This is a genomic window from Nocardia sp. NPDC050406 (genome assembly GCF_044459025.1).
Classification (GTDB): Bacteria; Actinomycetota; Actinomycetes; order Mycobacteriales; family Mycobacteriaceae; genus Nocardia.
The window spans coordinates 1,407,374-1,424,879 of sequence record NZ_JBITIM010000002.1 but is presented as its reverse complement, the minus strand read 5'-3'; the positions used below and the strand labels follow the sequence as shown (position 1 = coordinate 1,424,879).

The 17,506-nt window shown below is 68.4% G+C and carries 5 protein-coding genes; 2 read left to right on the top strand and 3 right to left on the bottom strand.

Annotated elements, in window-relative coordinates; genetic code table 11:
* Positions 1-179 precede the first annotated feature (179 nt).
* Complete coding sequence (locus ACIBH2_RS19750; RefSeq protein WP_397119327.1) at positions 180-1,106, top strand: hypothetical protein; 927 nt, start codon at positions 180-182, stop codon at positions 1,104-1,106.
* Here the strand turns inward: ACIBH2_RS19750 and ACIBH2_RS19745 are convergent.
* The 3 genes from ACIBH2_RS19745 to ACIBH2_RS19735 all read right to left on the bottom strand — a co-directional run bounded on the left by ACIBH2_RS19745 (position 1,085) and on the right by ACIBH2_RS19735 (position 16,897).
* Complete coding sequence (locus tag ACIBH2_RS19745) at positions 1,085-14,596, bottom strand: amino acid adenylation domain-containing protein (protein WP_397119325.1); 13,512 nt, start codon at positions 14,594-14,596, stop codon at positions 1,085-1,087. The two genes, ACIBH2_RS19750 and ACIBH2_RS19745, sit on opposite strands and share 22 nt — an antisense overlap.
* 6 nt (positions 14,597-14,602) lie before the next feature.
* Positions 14,603-15,316 carry a DUF6875 domain-containing protein gene (locus ACIBH2_RS19740; protein WP_397119323.1) on the bottom strand — a complete coding sequence of 238 codons (714 nt, stop codon included), beginning with the start codon at positions 15,314-15,316 and terminating at the stop codon, positions 14,603-14,605.
* A 189-nt stretch (positions 15,317-15,505) separates the two neighbouring features.
* On the bottom strand, positions 15,506-16,897 hold the full coding sequence (locus ACIBH2_RS19735) for a glycine--tRNA ligase (RefSeq protein ID WP_397119321.1): 1,392 nt from the start codon (positions 16,895-16,897) through the stop codon (positions 15,506-15,508).
* 213 nt (positions 16,898-17,110) lie between these two features.
* On the opposite strand from ACIBH2_RS19735, the gene ACIBH2_RS19730 reads away from it, so the two are divergent.
* A complete protein-coding gene (locus ACIBH2_RS19730) occupies positions 17,111-17,506 on the top strand; it encodes an ArsR/SmtB family transcription factor (RefSeq protein WP_397119319.1) in 396 nt (131 codons plus the stop codon).

Here is a 17,506-nt window from a genome sequence, read left to right as displayed (position 1 = left end):
GAATGCCTCCGCTGGTCCCGACGCCTCGATGTGCTGGGCCGTCGCTGCGCCCCGGCGGCCGACACGCCGTCGGTATCGGGCGCGGCCGCGGTGACGCGGCCCACGCGCGGATCGGTCCGGTAGAACAGGCGCGGCGGCCGTGCGCGCTGTAAGTTTGCGGCGCATACGAGGAGAGACCCATGGCCGACATCACCACCGACGAACGGTTGCGCGCCGCGCTGGCGGCGCTGGCCCGGACCGATTTCGGGGCGCTGCGTCACGACAATGCCGAGGTCACGCGGGTGGAGGTGCCCGTGCACCCGGGACCCGTTGCGCCCGAGGAGTTTCGGGAGTACCTCGCGCTCACTGTCCGCGAATGGGGTCCGGTGTCGCTGTACGGCGGTGCGGACGGTGTTTTCGCGCTATGGCAGGGCGACAGCGTATTTCGACTGTTGAAGCTGGACGCGCGGGCGGCGGTGACCGCCCTCGCCACCGATCCGCGCGCCTGCCAGGAGTGGTTCGCGCGCGTCTGCGAGCCCGGCGACCTCACGGTGGCGAATGCGCCGTATTCCTGGTTGGGCGGTACCTCGGCGGTGCGCGAGGAGTTCCCGGGTAGCTGGTTCACGGCGTTCGCGCGCACCTGGGAGGAGATGACCGAGGGTCTCGCCGCGACGTTGCGCGATGTGTATCTGGGTATGCGCTATCTCGGTGTCGGGGCTCCGGGCCCGTTGGACGATGAGCCGGATACGGTGCGAATCAGCTTGGCCCCGTATGGCTGTACGCATTGGGAGGACCCGCGCATCGTGCAGTTGGAACAGCGGATCGCGGAGACGCGCGTCTACGTGGACGGTTCGACCGTCGACCGAACCTGGCTGACCGCGCGCGGTTTCGTCCCGATGGTGGGCGGGCAGTGGCGGTGGGTGCGCCCGCTGCCGCCGGATCGCAGCGAGTTCGCCGCCGAGTTGGCCGTCGAGCTGTTGCGCGAGTTCGGCTTTCGGCAACCGCTGGATACCTGTTTTCGCTCGGGGCGGGCGAGCTCACCGTACGAGTCGTTCAGCCTGCACGCCATCGGCGCGGATCTGGAGTACCTCGAATCGTTCACCTATCAAGAGGACGAGGACGAGTAGGTCGACAGGTACGCGTCGATCCTCGGGCCGATGAGTCGCAGCGCCTGCGGTCCGACGAGCTGGTTGTGCGTGAATTCCACATGGTGGTCGTGGATTTCGCCGTCGATGTACGGAATCCAGGTGGCGACATTGGGTTCCGGCGGCCCGCCCTCGGCGCCGAAGAACAGCAGGTCGCCGTCGAACACTTCAGAGCGGTGGTCGGCGATCTGGCGCATGAGGTGCCCCATATCGCTGTAGAGGTTCTCGAGGTCGGCGGCGGAGAAGCCGCTCGCCGCGCCGGTGACCGATCGCAGCAGTTCCGCGGCGCGTTGCGGCGTCAGTTCGCCTTCCCCGGCCGGGATGTCGATACCGCCGAACTCGGCGAGCAGCATTTCCGGGGGTGGGATCTGGTCGTCGGTGAATTCGATGTCGGCGCGGCCGTCCATGATGATCAGCGCGGGGACCGCTTCACCGCGGCGGCGCAGTGCCACGGCGGTGGCGTGGGCCAGTGGGCCGCCCGCCGAATAGCCGAGGACGTGGTAGGGGCCGTGCGGCTGTACCCGTTGGATCTCGTCGGCATAGCGGGCGGCGAGATCGCGCACCGTTCGATCGGGCGTGCCGCCGGTGCCGATACCGGGTGACTGAAGGCCGTACACCGGGCGCGACGGGTCGATGTGCTGCACCAATCCCGTGTAGCACCAGGCCAATCCGATGGCCGGGTGGATACAGAACAGCGGCGGTCGTTCACCCGCGGGCCGCAGCGGCAGCAGGACGCGCAGGGCCGGGTCGATTCCGGATTCGCTGTCGCCCTCGGTGATTCGGCGCGCGAGTGCGGCGGGGGTGGGGTCGATGAACATCCACTGCAACGGCACGGTGCGGTCGATACGCTCGCGCAGCTGTTCGGCCAGTCGCACCACCGCCATGGAGTTGCCGCCGAGGTCGAAGAAGTTGTCGTCCACGCCGACCCGGGTGGTGTCGAGGACGGATTCGAAGGCGGCGGCGATGGCGCGTTCGAGGTCGGTGCGGGGTGCGCGGTAGGCGCGGCGCGGCGCGGGTTCGAGATGTCCACGCACCGTGGGGGTTCCGGTCGGTGCGGTGGCGGCGCTCCAGTCGGTGAGGTCCGCGACGGTGGTGTCGGGGGCGGCCGTGGCGGTGTCGAGGAGCCGAAGGAAGCTGTCCGCCATGGCTTGTGCGGTGTGACGGTCGAACAGGTCGGTGGCGAAGATGAGTGAACCGGTGATTCCGGCCGGTTCGCCCGCCAGGCCGAATTGTTCGGCCAGCATCCATTCGAGGTCGAACTTCGCTCCGGGCGCGGCCGTCTCCAGGGGGCGAATCGTCATGTCGGGCAGCGTTGTTGCCTCCAAAGGCAGGTTCTGGAACGCCAGTAGCACCTGGAACAGCGGATGGTGAGAGGTGTCGCGAGTGGGGGCGAGGGCTTCGACGAGCTTCTCGAAGGGCAGGTCGAGATTGCCGTAGGCGGCCAGGTCGGTTCGGCGGGTGTCGGCGAGCGCGGTGGCGAAGGTGACGGCGGGATCGATATGCGAGCGCAGCACCACGGTATTGACGAACATGCCGACGAGGTCGTCGAGTTCACCCTCTCCCCGACCGGCCACCACCGAACCGACCGCGATATCGGTGGCGTTCGACAGCCGGGCCAGTAGCAGCGCGAGAGCGGTGTGCGCCACCATGAACGGGCTCGCGCCGTGCGAGCGGGCGAGAAGTTGCAGGCGGTCGTGCACGGCGGCGGGGATGGTGAAGGCGATACGGTCACCGGCGCCCGAGGGGACCTGCGGGCGGGGCCGATCGGTGGGCAGGGAGTGCAGTTCCGGGAGGCCGTCGAGTGTGGTGCGCCAGAACTCCAACTGGCGGTGGGCGAGGCTCGATTCGTCGGCGTCGTCGCCGAGGAGTTCGCGCTGCCACAGGGCGTAGTCGGCGTAATGCAGGGGCAGTGGCGTCCACTGCGGCGCGGCGCCCATCGAGCGGGACATGAACGCGCCCAGCAGATCTCGTGCCAGCGGTGCCATGGACCAGCCGTCTGCGGCTATATGGTGCACGACCATGGCGAGGATGGTGCGCCGTGGCGACAGGCGCAATACCCATATCCGCAACGGGGTTTCGCGCGTGAGGTCGAAACCGCGCGACAGTTCGGTCGCCAGCGCGGCCGCGACATCTCCGTCGGATACTTCTTCCGCGCTGTCGAGGTGGAGTTCGCGGACCGGTACCTCGGCCTCCTCCGGCGTGCGGATGTGCTGGTACGGCAGCCCGTCCGGCCCGGGCGGGTACACGGTGCGGAGGGTTTCGTGTCTGGCCACCACATCGCCGACGGCGGTGCGCAATGCCGTGATATCCAGCGTCCCGTCGATTTCGAACGCTCCCGGAATGTTGTAGGCGGGCGAGCCCGGGTCGTAGCGGTTGAGGAACCACATGCGCTGCTGCGCGGCCGACAGCGGGATGCGTGCGGGTCGCGGACGCGGGCCGAGGCGGGGGCGGCCGGAGTCGCTACCGGAGGTGATGAGCTGAGCCAGGTCCGCGACGGTCGGGGCGTCGAACACCGCACGCACCGCGATGGCGGTGTCGAGGGCGGCGTCGAGTCGGGCCACCACCCGGGTGGCGATGAGGGAATTGCCGCCGAGCGCGAAGAAGTCGTCGTCGAGCCAGACCTGGTCGAGGTCGAGGACCTCGGCGAAGGCGTCGGCTACCGCCCGCTGCGCGAGTGTTTCGGGGGCGCGGCGTTCGGTGGTGATGGCCTGGGGCGCGGGCAGGGCGGCCAGGTCGAGTTTGCCATTGGCGGTGCGCGGCAGGACATTCAGCACCGCGATGGCCGACGGCACCATGTAGGACGGCAGACGTTGCGCCACAGCCTTCTTCAGCTCGACCGGGCGTGGGTCCGCGCCCGCGACGGGGACGACGTAGGCGGCGAGCATGCTGCCGCCGCGGTCGTCGTCGCGAATGACGGCGACGGCGCGCGCCACCGCCTCGTCGGCGGTGAGTGCCGATTCCACGTCGCCGAGTTCGATCCGCAGTCCGCGCAGTTTCACCTGATGGTCGGTGCGGCCCAGGTACTCCAGGTTCGCGCCGCGGCGGCGGACCAGGTCGCCGGTGCGGTACATGCGCTGTCCGGCGTCACCGTACGGGTCGGCAACGAAGCGACTCGCGGTGAGGTCACCTTGTCCGAAATAGCCTCGGGCCAGAGCGATTCCGGCGAGATACAGCTCGCCGACGACGCCATCGGGCACCGGGAGCAGGCGTTCGTCGAGCACCTGTGCCCGTACGCCCGGGGCGGGTGCGCCGATGGTGATCGGTTCGTTCGGCCGCAGCGGCTCACTGCCCGTCGCCCACACCGTGGTCTCGGTCGGGCCATAGTCGTTGAAGTGCAGGCGATTCGGCGCGGCCCAGGCGGTGACGAGTTCGGGCGGGCACGGTTCGCCGCCGGTGATGATCGTGCGCAGGTCGTCGAGGCCGCTGGGATCGACCGTCCCTAGCGCCGAGGGGGTGAGGGCGATGTGCGTGACCCGTTCGCGGGTGAGCAGGTCTGCCAGGTCCGGTCCGGCGAAGACGGTCGGCGGTGCCACCACCAGGCAGGCGGCCGCGCTGATCGCCATGACGAGCTCGCACACCGAGGCATCGAAACTCGGGGACGCGACGTGCAGGACCCGCGACGCCTCGGTGATGCCATCTCGGTCTCGCTGCGCCACCGCGAGATTGGCCAAACCGGAGTGGGTCACGACGACGCCCTTCGGGGCACCGGTCGACCCCGACGTGAAGATGACGTAGGCGGGATTGTCCGGACGTGCGGGCAGCGCGGGCCCGGCCAGCTCCTCGCAGTACCGGAGGGCATCCGGGTCGTCCAGGCTCCACCATCGAACCGAATTCGGCAGCCGGTCACGGTGTTCGGTGACCGTGAGCCCGAGCGTGACTCCCGAGACCTCGACGATCCGGGCAATGCGCTCGGGTGGGTAGGCCGGGTCCACGGGGACGTAGGCCGCGCCGGTGCGGGTGATCGCCCATACCGCGAGCACCGACTCGATGGAGCGTGGAATGCCCGTGGCCACCAGGGTTTCCGGTCCGGCACCGGCTCGGATCAACAGCTGCGCGAGCCGGTCGGCGCGGGCGTCGAGTTCGCGATACGTGAGCCGCCGGTCACCGCAGATCACCGCGAGACCGTCCGGGTTCGCGGCTACGGCGTCCGCCATCAGGTCGGCGAGCAGACGCGGCGCGGCGGCGGGGCGGGTGTGCTCGGTGCGGGCGCGTTCGTCCTCGGTGCGCAGGTCGATATCGCCGACCGGCATCGTGGGGTCGGCGGTTACGGCCTTGAGCAGGTTGACCATTCGTGTCAGGAGCGCCGTCACAGTGGCCTGATCGAACAGGTCCGTGGCGTAGGCGCAGCGCAGTTCCATTCCGTCGGCGTCGCCGGAGACAGTGAGGCTCAGGTCGAACCGGCTCGTGGTCTGGGGCAGGTCCAGCGGTGCCACCGTGAGGTTCGGCAGGGTGAATTCCGGATGGGTGAGGTTCTGGAAGACCAGCATGGCCTGCACAATCGGGTGGCGGGCCGCCGAGCGGGCCGGGGCGAGTTCCTCCACCAGGCGTTCGAACGGGAGGTCGGCGTGGCCGAAGGCGTCCAGGTCGGTGCGGCGGACTCGGTCCAGGAGTTCGCCGAAGCTCTCGGCGGCGCGAATGTCGCTGCGCAACACCAGGGTATTGACGAACATGCCCACCAGGTCGTCGAGTTCGGCTTCGCCGCGACCGGCGATCGGGGTGCCGATCAGGACGTCTCCGGAACCGCTGAGCCGAGCCAGCAGGACCGCCATGGCGGCGTGCACGACCATGAACGGTGTCGCCTTGTGTTCGCGGGCGCAGCGGTCGAGAGCGGCGACCAGGTCGGCGTTCAGGCGACCGGTGACCTCTGCCGCGCGATGGGTGGCACGTGCGGGCCGGGGATGGTCGGTCGGCAGGTCCAGCTGATCCGGGGCGTCGGCGAGGTTCTTTGTCCAGAACCGAAGCTGCTGGCTGAGAAGGGAATTCGCGTCCTCGGCCGACCCGAGCCGCGCGTGCTGCCACAGCGCGTAGTCCGCGTACTGCACCGGCAGTGGCTGCCATTCGGGTGCGGCACCGGCGGCGCGGGCGGCGTAGGCGGCCGCCATATCCCGCACCAGCGGGGCCATGGAGAAGCCGTCCAGGGCGATGTGGTGTGCCACGACCACGAGGACGTGCTGATCCGACTCGACGCGGAACAGCCTGACCCGCAGGGGAACTGCCGCGGTGACATCGAAGCCGGTGCCGACGGTCTGGGTGACGGCCTCGGGCAGGCGGTCCGGAGTGAGCGGGATGGGGTCGAAGTCCAGGAAGACCGATTCCGTATGCAGGACGCGCTGTACGCCGGTGCCGTCGACATCCGGGTAGATGGTGCGCAGGGATTCGTGGCGCTCGAGCACATCGTGGAAGGCAGCACGCAACGCGGTGCGGTCGAGTGCGCCCGAAAGGCGCAGTGCGACAGGGATGTTGTAGGCGGGCGAGGTCGGGTCGTAGCGGTTGACGAACCACATGCGCTGCTGCGCGGGCGAGAGCGGGATGCGATCGGGCCGGTCGGCGCGGGCGAGAGCGGGGCGAGATGCCGTGGTGGCGGCGGTATCCAACCGTCGAGCCAGGTCGGCCACCGTCGGGGCTTCGAACAGGACGCGCACCGGCACGGTGGTGTGCAGGGCCGCACTCAATCGAGCCGCCACTCGGGTGGCGATGAGGGAATCCCCACCGAGCGTGAAGAAGTCGTCGCGGGCACCGACCCGATCGATGCGCAGGACCTCCGCGAACACCTCCGCAATGACGACCTCGGTTCCGGTCGGTGTGACGTAATCCGCGTGCAGCGTCTCGGGTTCCGGCAGCGCGCGCACGTCGACCTTGCCGGTTCGGGTACGCGGCAGGTCGCTGAGCACGGTGATGCTGGCGGGCACGAGATAGCGCGGCAACCGGTCCGACAGCCACCCCGCCACGTCGGCAATCGACAGCGACCTCGTCGGGGATGCGCTGCCCGCGGTGATATACGAGCACAGCGCCGTGGCACCGGCGCGGTTGCGGCGCGCGATCGTGACCGCGGATTCGATCTGCGGGTGGGTGAGCAGTGCGGCGTCGACTTCGCCCGGCTCGACGCGGATTCCGCGAATCTTCACCTGGGAATCGCTGCGTCCCAGATATTCCAGCGTTTCGGGTGCGGTGCGACGGACCAGGTCGCCGGTGCGGTACATGCGTCGTCCCGCGGCGAAGGGGTCGGCGATGAAGCGGGCGGCGGAAAGGGCTGTGCGACCGGCGTATCCGCGGGCGAGGCCGGGGCCGCGCACATAGAGTTCTCCTACCGCGCCGACCGGGACGGGTCGCAGCCATCGGTCCAGGACCAGGAGCGATGCGCCCGGAACCGGTGCGCCGAGCACGCTGGTGGTCTCCGGCGTCATGGGGTCGCCGAAGGTGACCGCGACCGTTGTCTCGGCGGGGCCGTAGGAGTTCATCAGCAGGCGGTCCGCGCCCAGCCGGGTGATGACCGCAGGCGGGCAGGGCTCACCGCCGATCACGGCGACCTCCACACCGCGCAGTTGGTCGGCGGTCAGAGTGGCGAGAACCGTTGGGGTCGCGACGATATGGGTCGGTGCACCCGCTTCTATGGCGGCCGCGAGTTCCGTACCGGCGCTGGCCTGCGGGGGCGCGACGACGAGGGTGGCACCGGCCGCGAATGCGCCCAGCCACACCAGGATCGCGGCATCGAAGCTCGGATTCAGGGAGTGCAGCACCCGGGCGTCACCGGTTATCCCTGTACGGGATGCGGTGGCGGCGGCCAGATTCGAGAGCCCGGCATGGGTGACCACGACACCCTTGGGGGTGCCGGTGGAGCCGGAGGTGAAGACCACGTACGCCGCATGGTCGGGGCGCAATGGCGCGATCCGGTCGGCGTCGCTCAGGGCGCTTCCGGACATGGCGGCCGTATCGACGGCAGTGCGTTCGTCGTCCAGCAACAACCACGACACCGTGTCCGGCAGTGCGGGATTCGTCGTCCCGGCACGCTGCGCGTCGCTCGCGTCCACACCGGTGCCGAAGGCGGTATCGGAGTTGGTGGTTCCCGCCACCGGAACCAGGGCGGTGGCGGCATCACGGTGTGTGGTGGAGTCGGCTGCGAAACACGTGTGGTTTGCGCTGATTCCCAGCGTCGCACCGCATTCGGCGGCGATGGTCGCCAGGCGGGCCACCGGTTGAGCGGTGTCGACGGGCACGAAGGCCGCGCCGGTCTTGGCGATCGCCCACAGCGCGATCAGGTAGTCCACCGAGCGCGGCAGAGCGAGCAGGATGGTGCGCTCGGGGCCAGCACCCGCGCGAATCAGTAAGCGCGCGAGCCGGTTCGACAGTTCGTCGAGTTCAGCGTAGCTCAGGGCCGTGGCGGGCGCGGTCGCCGTGGTGACGGCGATGGCGTGGCGGGTGCCCACGGCGGTGAGCAGTTCTGGCAGTAGACGCGTGCGGCGGCTGGCGGGTCCGAACCAGCCCGTGCTGGTCGCATCGGGCTCGATGCCGCGCACCTGGGCCGTGCGGGGGTTGTCGTCGCTCGCCAGGGCGGTCAGGATGCGTGCCAGGCGGGTCGTCAGCGATTCCGCCTGTGCCGCATCGAAATACCGTGGCGAGCGGCTGAGCACCAGGCGCAGGCCGTCACCGGCATAGGTGGCGAGGGCGAGGGGGTAGTGCGTGCCGTCGTATCCGCGCACGCCCGTGACGTGCAGTCGGGCTTGGCGGGTGGCCGCGCTGAGAGCTTCCGCGTCCACCGGGTAGGACTCGTACACGGTGGCGGTGTCGAACAGCGGTCCCAGGCCCGCGAGCGCCTGGATCTCGTCCAGCCCGAGGGTGTGGTGCTCGGCGAGTGCGCTCTGTTCCGTCTGGACGCGGGAGAGCAGGTCGGCGATCGGCTCGGCCGGACGCAGGGCGATGCGGACGGGGACGGTATTGACCAGCATGCCGATCATGCGGTCGGCCTCGGGCAGGTCGGGTGGTCGGCCGGAAACCGTTGCGCCGAACACGATATCGGTACCGCCGGTCAGTTCGGCCAGCAGCAGCGACCACGCCACCTGGACCATGGTGTTCACGGTGACCTCGCGGGCCGCCGCGGCGTGGCGCAGCTTGTCGGCGAAGCCGTCGGGAAGCGTCACCTCGTGGGAGACCGGGGCGGCGGGTTGGTCGGCCCGGGGCGCTCCGGGTGCGGCCATGGTCGGGCCGTCCAGACCGGCGAGGGCCTTCGCCCAGGCCGTGCGCGCGGTCTCGCGGTCGCGCTCGGACAGCCACTCCAGGTATCTGCGCAAGGGCGCGGGCTCCGCGAATCCGGTGTCCTGGCCGCCGGTTTCGTAGAATGCGACGAGCTCTCCGAAGAGCAGCGGCATGGACCAACCGTCGAGGATCAGATGGTGATTCGTGATGACCAGGCGGAAACGGTTCTCGCCCACCGCGATACAGGCGAATCGAATCAACGGGGCGCGATCGACCTCGAAGGGTGTGCGCAGTTGCCGCACGGCCAGATCGTCGAGTTCGGCCGCGCTCGCACCCTGCGCCTCCACGAAGGTGAAGGGGACCTCGACCTCCGAAATTATCAGTTGTACAGCGGTATCGGCATTCTGGACGAAGGCCGCGCGCAGGGCCGGGTGGCGGCGCACCAACGTGGTGGCCGCCGCGGCCAACCGGTCGACCTCCAGGTCGGCCTCGATATCGATCACCGCCTGCACCGAGTACCCGTCCAGCCCGCCCGGCGTCAGCTGCGCCTGGAACAGCAGGCCACGCTGGAGCGGGGTGAGCGGGAGAATGTCGTCGAGGCGGCCGAAACGTGTTTCCCAGGTGTCGATCTCGGCCTGCGTGGTGGTGATGAGCGGCAGGTCGCTCGGTGTGAATCCGCCCGCATCAGGCGCGCGCAGTCCCTCGGCGATCTCGGTGACGGCCGAAACCCATTCCCGGGCGATCTCGTCCACGGTGACGCGGTCGATGGCGTGGGCGGCGTACTGCCAGATGGCGTGCACGCGCGTGCCGCGCTCGGTGACCATGGCGGCGGCGTCGATCGACACTACGGCGGGCAGTGGCATAGTCGAGTCGGCGTGGCCGCCGAGGCGGTCCGCCATACCCACCGGCATCCAGTCCGCCTCCACGGCCGCACCCGGAATCTGGCCGAGATAGTTGAATCCGATTTGCGGGTCCAGCACTCCCCCGAACGTCTCATCCGGTCCCAAGTACCGCAGCAGACCGTATCCAGCGCCACCGGCTGGCACGGCCCGCAGCTGTTCCTTCACCGTTTTGACCGCCGACGCAACGGATTCCGCCACCGGTCCGAGCCGCACCGGCACCTGCTGGGTGAACCATCCGACGGTGCGCGACAGATCCGCGCCGGGCACCACGCCGTCGTCACGACCGTGCCGCTCCACGGTCACCACGGTCTCGCTATCGGAAACACCACGGCGGGAACGCCATCGGCCGAGCGCGAGCATCAGTCCGGCGAGCAGCGCCTCTTCGACGCCGCACCGGTAGACCTCGGCGACGCGCTCCAGCAGCTCCGCGGTGACGGCGTCCGGCAGCTCGACCTCGAGAGACTCCGCGGTTGCCCGGGTGTCGATTTCCGGATCGAGTCGGCGCTGTCCCAGTACCGGATCGGGCGCTAGTGTCTCGCGCCAGTACTTCGCGTCGCCGAAGCGCGCACCGAAATCGGCTGTGGCGACGAGGTTCTGGAGAGCATGCGCCCACGTGCGCATGCTCGTCCCGACCTCCGGCAAGGACGCGGTGTGCCCGGTGCAGGTCTGCGACCAGGCGGACAGGAGATCGGGCAGCAGAATCCGCCAGGAGATGGCGTCACAGGCCAGATGGTGGGCGACTATGAGCAGCCGCCCCGAATCGGTCGCTCCCGGATCGAGCCAGGTCAGGGCGAGCATTCGGTCAGCGCGCGGAGCGAGGCGGTCGACCGCCGAGGTGAGTTCACGATCGACCGCCTCATCCGGGCTGGCACAGGGGATTCGAACGAGCAGGTCCGCGGCGTCTACGGTGTGCGGCAGCGGAACCTCGAGCAGCGGGCCGTCCACCACACGGGCGCGCAGCATGTCGTGGCGATCCAGGAGGCCCTGAATGGTGCGGGTCAGCGACTCGGGTTCGATGCCGACGGGCAGCCGCACCACCATGGATTGCGCGAAACGCTCCCACCCCGGGCGGGCGAGCAGCCAGGCGGCGATGGCGGTGAGCGGCATCCGCCCGATACCGCCGCCGGGCAGCTCCGGAAGCCGTTGCGGGCCAGCCGATTCACTCTTCGCGACGGCCGCCAGCGCGGCCGGTGTCCGCTGCTCGAAAACATCGCGCGCCGAGAACACCAAGCCCGCGGCCCTGGCTCGCGACACCAGGCTGATGGCCATGATGGAATCCCCGCCGAGCGCGAAGAAGGAGGTCTCCGGACCGACCTGTGCGATGCCGAGAACCTCGCCGAACAGCCCACACAGGAGCCGCTCCGCTTCCGTGGCGGCCTCTCTCTGGCGAACCGGCTGCGCTACAACCGGTTCCGGCAGTGCCGCGCGATCCACCTTCCCGTTGCCGGTGAGCGGCAAGGCCCCCAACACGGTCACGGTCGCGGGCACCATATACGGCGGCAATCGCCGTGCCGCGTGCTCCAACAGCTCCGGCTCTCCGAGGCGAGTCCCCGCCACCGGCACCACGTAGGCCGCCAATGTCGTGCCCGCCCCGCCAGCGCGCGCCACCGTCACCGCGATCTCGACACCCGGATGCCCGCACAGCACGGCGTCGATCTCCCCCAGCTCGACCCGCATTCCTCGCAGCTTCACCTGAAAGTCACCGCGGCCCACGTACTCCAGCACCACGGAACCATCGGTGGCGGAACCGAATTCGCTCTGCGTCTCCGTAGCGGCGACCGGCCGCACCACGGTCCAGCGCACCAGATCACCGGTGCGGTACATCCGCGCGCCGTTCGGCGCGGCCACGAACCGTTGCGCGGTCAGGCCGGGGCGACCGACGTAGCCGCGTGCCACGCCGGAGCCGACTACATACAATTCGCCGACCGCGCCGACCGGCACGGGGCGCAGGAACCTGTCGAGGACGAGCATTCCGGCACCTGGCACGGGATCTCCGATGCCCGCGTGCACGCCGGGCAGCAGAGGTCGGGTGTAGGTCACCGCCACCGTGGTCTCACTGGGGCCGTAAGAGTTCAGCAGCCGCCGACCAGGACCGAAGCGCGCCACCAACTCCGGCGGGCACGGCTCACCGCCGGTGGAGACTGCCCGCAGGCCGTCGAGCGCGTCGGGTTCCAGGGTCGCCAGCACGGCGGGTGTCGAACAGACTTGCGTCACAGCGTATTCGCGGACGATGCGGGCCATTTCCGGTCCGATCACCGGATCGGCATCGGCCACCACCAGCGTCGCCCCCGCCGCGAAGGCCTGCAACCACTCCAGGATCGCGGCGTCGAAACTCGGGTTGAGACATTGCAATACGCGCGAACCTGGCGTCGTGTGATAGGCGTCCACAATGGCCGCCGCCAGACCGGCCAGACCGCGATGTGTCACCACCACACCCTTGGGCACACCCGTGGAGCCGGAGGTGAACACGATGTACGCCGGGTTGTTCAGGCGCGCAGGCGCTAGCGGGGCGGGGGCCACAGGATGGCCGGGCACCTGATGCCCATCAGAGAGCACTGGCTCCATCTGACCTGGCATCCGCCGCAGTGCGACAACTTCACCCGAATGCTCGTCGAGCTCCAGCCAGGTCACCGTATCCGGCAGGGCCGCAGCGTTTCCCGCGATGGTGAGCCCTATCCGCGCGCCGCACTCCCCCGCGATGCGCTCGACACGCTCCGCGGGTAGCGCCGTCCCCAGGGGCACGAAGGCCGCGCCGGTTTTGGCCACGCCCCAGATCGCGGCCACCATGGCCACCGAACGCGGTAACGCCAGCAGCACAGCCGATTCCGGTTCTACGGCAGAGCCGATCGCTCGCCCTGCCTCGAGCAGTCTGTGCGCCAGCCGATCCGACAGAGCGTCGAGTTCGCCATAGCCGACCTCACGGTCCCGCGACACCACCGCGATCGCGTCACGTCCGGCGCGATTCAGCCCGTCCCGCAGGATATCCGGCAACAACCGGGGCGCGGACGGTTCGGCACCGAACGCCCCGCCGAGGACCACGTCGTCCTCGGCGGTCCGATACGCCAGTTCAGCGACCGGCGTGCCCTTGTCGGCGTCGAGCAGTGAATCCAGCAGCGTCATGAACCTCCGGTGGTGCCGACCCAACGAATCCTCTTCGTAGAGGCGGGGATTCGCGGCGAAATCCACGTGGATCGGCGCGTCGACCCCGTGCTGGTAGAAGTTGACGAACAGGTCGTCGATCGGGCCCGAGGTGACGACGTCGAGCCCCACCTCGAGGCCGTCGAAATCGATGGGGTTCGGGAAGAGCATGATGTTGATGACCGGCCCGGCGAATCCGCGCCCGAACTCGGGCTGGTCGTCGGTCTCCTCGCGCATGTCCTCATAGCGGAATCGCTGGTGCCGCAACGCTCCCGACGCCGCGACCCGCAACTCCTCGAGCACCGCGCCGACCGAGCCGTCACGCGGCACGCGCACCCGCAGCGGCACCACATTCGCGATCATGCCGCCGGAGCGGCGCAGCATGGCGGTGGTGCGCCCGGAGACGGGCAGATTCAAGACCACCTCGTCCATGGCGGTCATGCGCGCGTAGTACAGCGCCAGCGCCGCCATGATCACTGTGGCGGAACTGGTTTCGAACCGGCGCGCGGCGCGCTCCAACCGTACGGCGTCCTCCGCCCCCAGTTCGCTGCGCTGTTCCCGCGCCAACGCACAGGCCGGTGCGGTGGCCGACACCAGCGAACACCGCCGCGGCATACCGGCCACGATGTCGCGCCAATACCGCTGATCGCTCTGGAAGCGGCTCGAATTCCGGTACGCCACTTCGGCTTCGTACACCTCGAGCAGCGACGCCGCCGTCGCGGGCGCGGCGGGCTCACCGCGCACCGCCGCGTTGTAGAGCTCCGCGACCCGGTAGAGCATGGTCGCCGAACCGAATCCGTCGATCAGTATGTGATGCACCCGCGAGTACCACAGGTGATGGCCCGCCCCGAGCCGAAGCACCACCGACACCCCGGCCCGATCACCGAGCAGATCGATGGGTTCGGCCACCTCGGCGCGCATCCACTCCAACGCCGCGGCAAAGGGATCCGGCCGACCGGAGAAGTCGAGGAACCCGACCGCCGCCTCCAGACTCGGGTCCACCACCTGGTAGGGCTCCCCCTCGATCTCCACCAATCGCAGGACGCCCGAACCGAATTCGCGCGCCGCCGTCATGACCGCGCTACGCAGCGCCGCCAACCGCAGCGGCCCGCGCATCTCCACGTACTGGGCCTCCGAGAGCGGCACGCTCGGATCCAGCTGCTGCGCGTACCAGAATCCGAGCTGGCCGGGCGAGAGGGGGAACACGGTGGCGGTGGGCTCCGCCGCGAGCTCGCGCGTCATGACCGATCACCGACTGGGCGACGGGCAGTCGGAATCCTCCGGCTGCGACTCGTAGGCGGGCACCGCCTCCGCGCGAGAGGTCAAGCGCCGCACCACGAGCGCGCGCACATGCGCCGGAATCATCGGCGCGAACTTGCGCACATAAGCGTCCATCCATTCCGGGCGATCGACCAGGAACGGAAAATCGGTTGTCATCATGGAACGCACCACCAACATGGGCAGCGGCGCGTCCAACGGCCGAAAATCCTTGTTCCACAATCCCGGTTGATCACATCCGGGATAGAACTGTCCCAGCATGTACCCGCGCTCCACGAAATTGCTCTTGAATTCCGCATGGATTTGGTCGATCAGCGAATAATCCGACATATTCGGGAAGACCGTCACCAACGCACGCAGCACCGAGCTGGAACTGCCGTTGCCCGTGGGCAATTCGGGATACACCTCGAGGGCGTCCTCGATTATCGCGCGCACCCACTTCGGGTGCGGCCGCGCGGCCGAAACCTGTCCCAGCCACAGTAGATCTCGGCGTAGGGAGGGCCGGACATACGGACACACCGGTCCGTCTCGACCTAGATCGTCGCAGGGCTGGGTCAGAAACCGGTCCGCCCAGGACCTGAATTCCGCTACCGTGGACCGCGCCTCGGGGCAGGTGGATGATCGGGTGTCCCCCAATGAAACCCATTGCAACCCCGAGCGGGGGCCGATTACTCGCTCGCTCATGACTCACCTCAGGCAGATAGAGCTACAGCGGATGAAACCGTTGCTCATACACATAAATAGTGCGACGGTCATGGGTCGTTAACACGAGTAGTGGGGTACCCGAAATTCTGAGTGTGCCCCGAATTCCTGGGGCATTGATACAAAAGAAAAGACCGGTCAATTCGACCGGTCTTTTGCAAATGATCTTTTTCAGGCGCCGAGCAAGCGGGTGGCCAGGTAGTTCTCCACTTGATCGAGGCCGATTCGCTCCTGCGCCATGGAATCTCGTTCCCGAACCGTTACCGCCTGATCCTCCAAGGTCTCGAAATCGACGGTGATACAGAACGGCGTACCGATCTCGTCCTGGCGGCGGTAGCGGCGGCCGATGGCCTGCGCGTCGTCGAACTCCACGTTCCAGTTCTTGCGCAGCTGTGCCGCAAGGTCTTTCGCCTTGGGCGAGAGGTCGGCGTTGCGCGACAGCGGCAGCACCGCGGCCTTGACCGGAGCGAGACGGCGATCCAGGCGCAGCACGGTGCGCTTCTCCATCACACCCTTGGCATTGGGCGCCTCGTCCTCGGTGTAGGCGTCGATGAGGAAGGCCATGAGCGAGCGGGTCAGACCGGCCGCGGGCTCGATGACATACGGGGTGTAGCGCTCCTCGGCGGCCTGATCGTAGAAGCTCAGGTCGGTACCCGAATGCTCGGAGTGGGTCTTCAGGTCGAAATCGGTGCGATTCGCGACGCCCTCCAACTCACCCCACTCGCTGCCCGCGAAACGGAAGCGGTACTCGATATCGACCGTGCGAGTCGAGTAGTGCGAGAGCTTTTCCTTCGGGTGCTCGTAGAGCCGCAGATTCTCCGGATCGATACCGAGATCGGTGTACCAGGCCAGTCGGGTGTCGATCCAGTACTGGTGCCACTGCTCGTCCTCGCCCGGCTTGACGAAGAACTCCATCTCCATCTGCTCGAACTCGCGGGTCCGGAAGATGAAGTTGCCCGGGGTGATCTCGTTGCGGAAGCTCTTGCCCATCTGGGCGATGCCGAACGGCGGCTTCTTGCGCGAGGAGTTCATGACATTCGCGAAGTTCACGAAGATGCCCTGCGCGGTCTCCGGACGGAGGTAGTGCAGGCCCTCCTCGGATTCGATCGGACCCAGGTAGGTCTTGAGCATCATGTTGAAGTCGCGCGGCTCGGTCCACTTGCCGACGGTGCCGCAGTCGGGGCAGCCGATGAGCTCCATGGACACGGCGTCCGGATCGTCGAGGCCCTTCTTCTCCGCGTACGCCTCCTGCAGGTGGTCCTGGCGGTGGCGCTTGTGGCAGTTCAGGCATTCGACCAGCGGATCGTTGAAGACGGCGACGTGGCCGGAGGCGACCCACACCTGGCGGGGCAGAATAATGGACGAGTCGAGGCCGACGACGTCCTCGCGGCTGGTCACCATGGACCGCCACCACTGCCGCTTGATGTTCTCCTTGAGCTCGGTTCCCAGCGGGCCGTAATCCCACGCCGACCTGGTGCCGCCGTAGATCTCACCCGACGGGTACACCAGACCCCGACGTTTGGCGAGATTGGCGACGGTGTCCACCTTCGACTTGGGTGCCACGCGAGAGTTCTCCATCCGGTCCGGAAGATTGCTAGGGATTGGTTCCAGAGTATCGGCAGTGACCAAGTGGATTTACACCCAGTCGGCCTGTGTGTCACCGGGGCCACAGCGGTCGTGTCCGGGACACGGTTGCGACACCTTCCGCGCGCCTGTTTGACATGCGCACCTGTGCATATCAATAATGGCAGCGGTTTCCAATAAGGAGTTGGTTCGATGACCGCCGACAGCGGCGCCCCGACGCGGCGATCCCGCGTGGACACCGAGGCCCCGACCGCCATTCCGCACGACCCGTACCCGTACCGGTCGCCCGCGCCACCGGCCGTACCGCCGCGCGGCATCCTCGACAATGCCGGGGAACTGCTGCGCGCACTGGCCGCCCCCGTGCGCATCGCCATCGTGCTGCAACTGCGCGAATCTCCGCGCTGCGTACACGAATTGGTGGACACGCTCGGGGTAACCCAGCCCCTGATCAGCCAGCACCTGCGGATCCTCAAATCCGCGGGCGTGGTGCGCGGGGAGCGGACCGGGCGCGAAGTGATCTACGAATTGGTGGACGAGCATCTGGCGCACATCGTGGTGGATGCCGTCGCACACGCCGAGGAAGGGTGA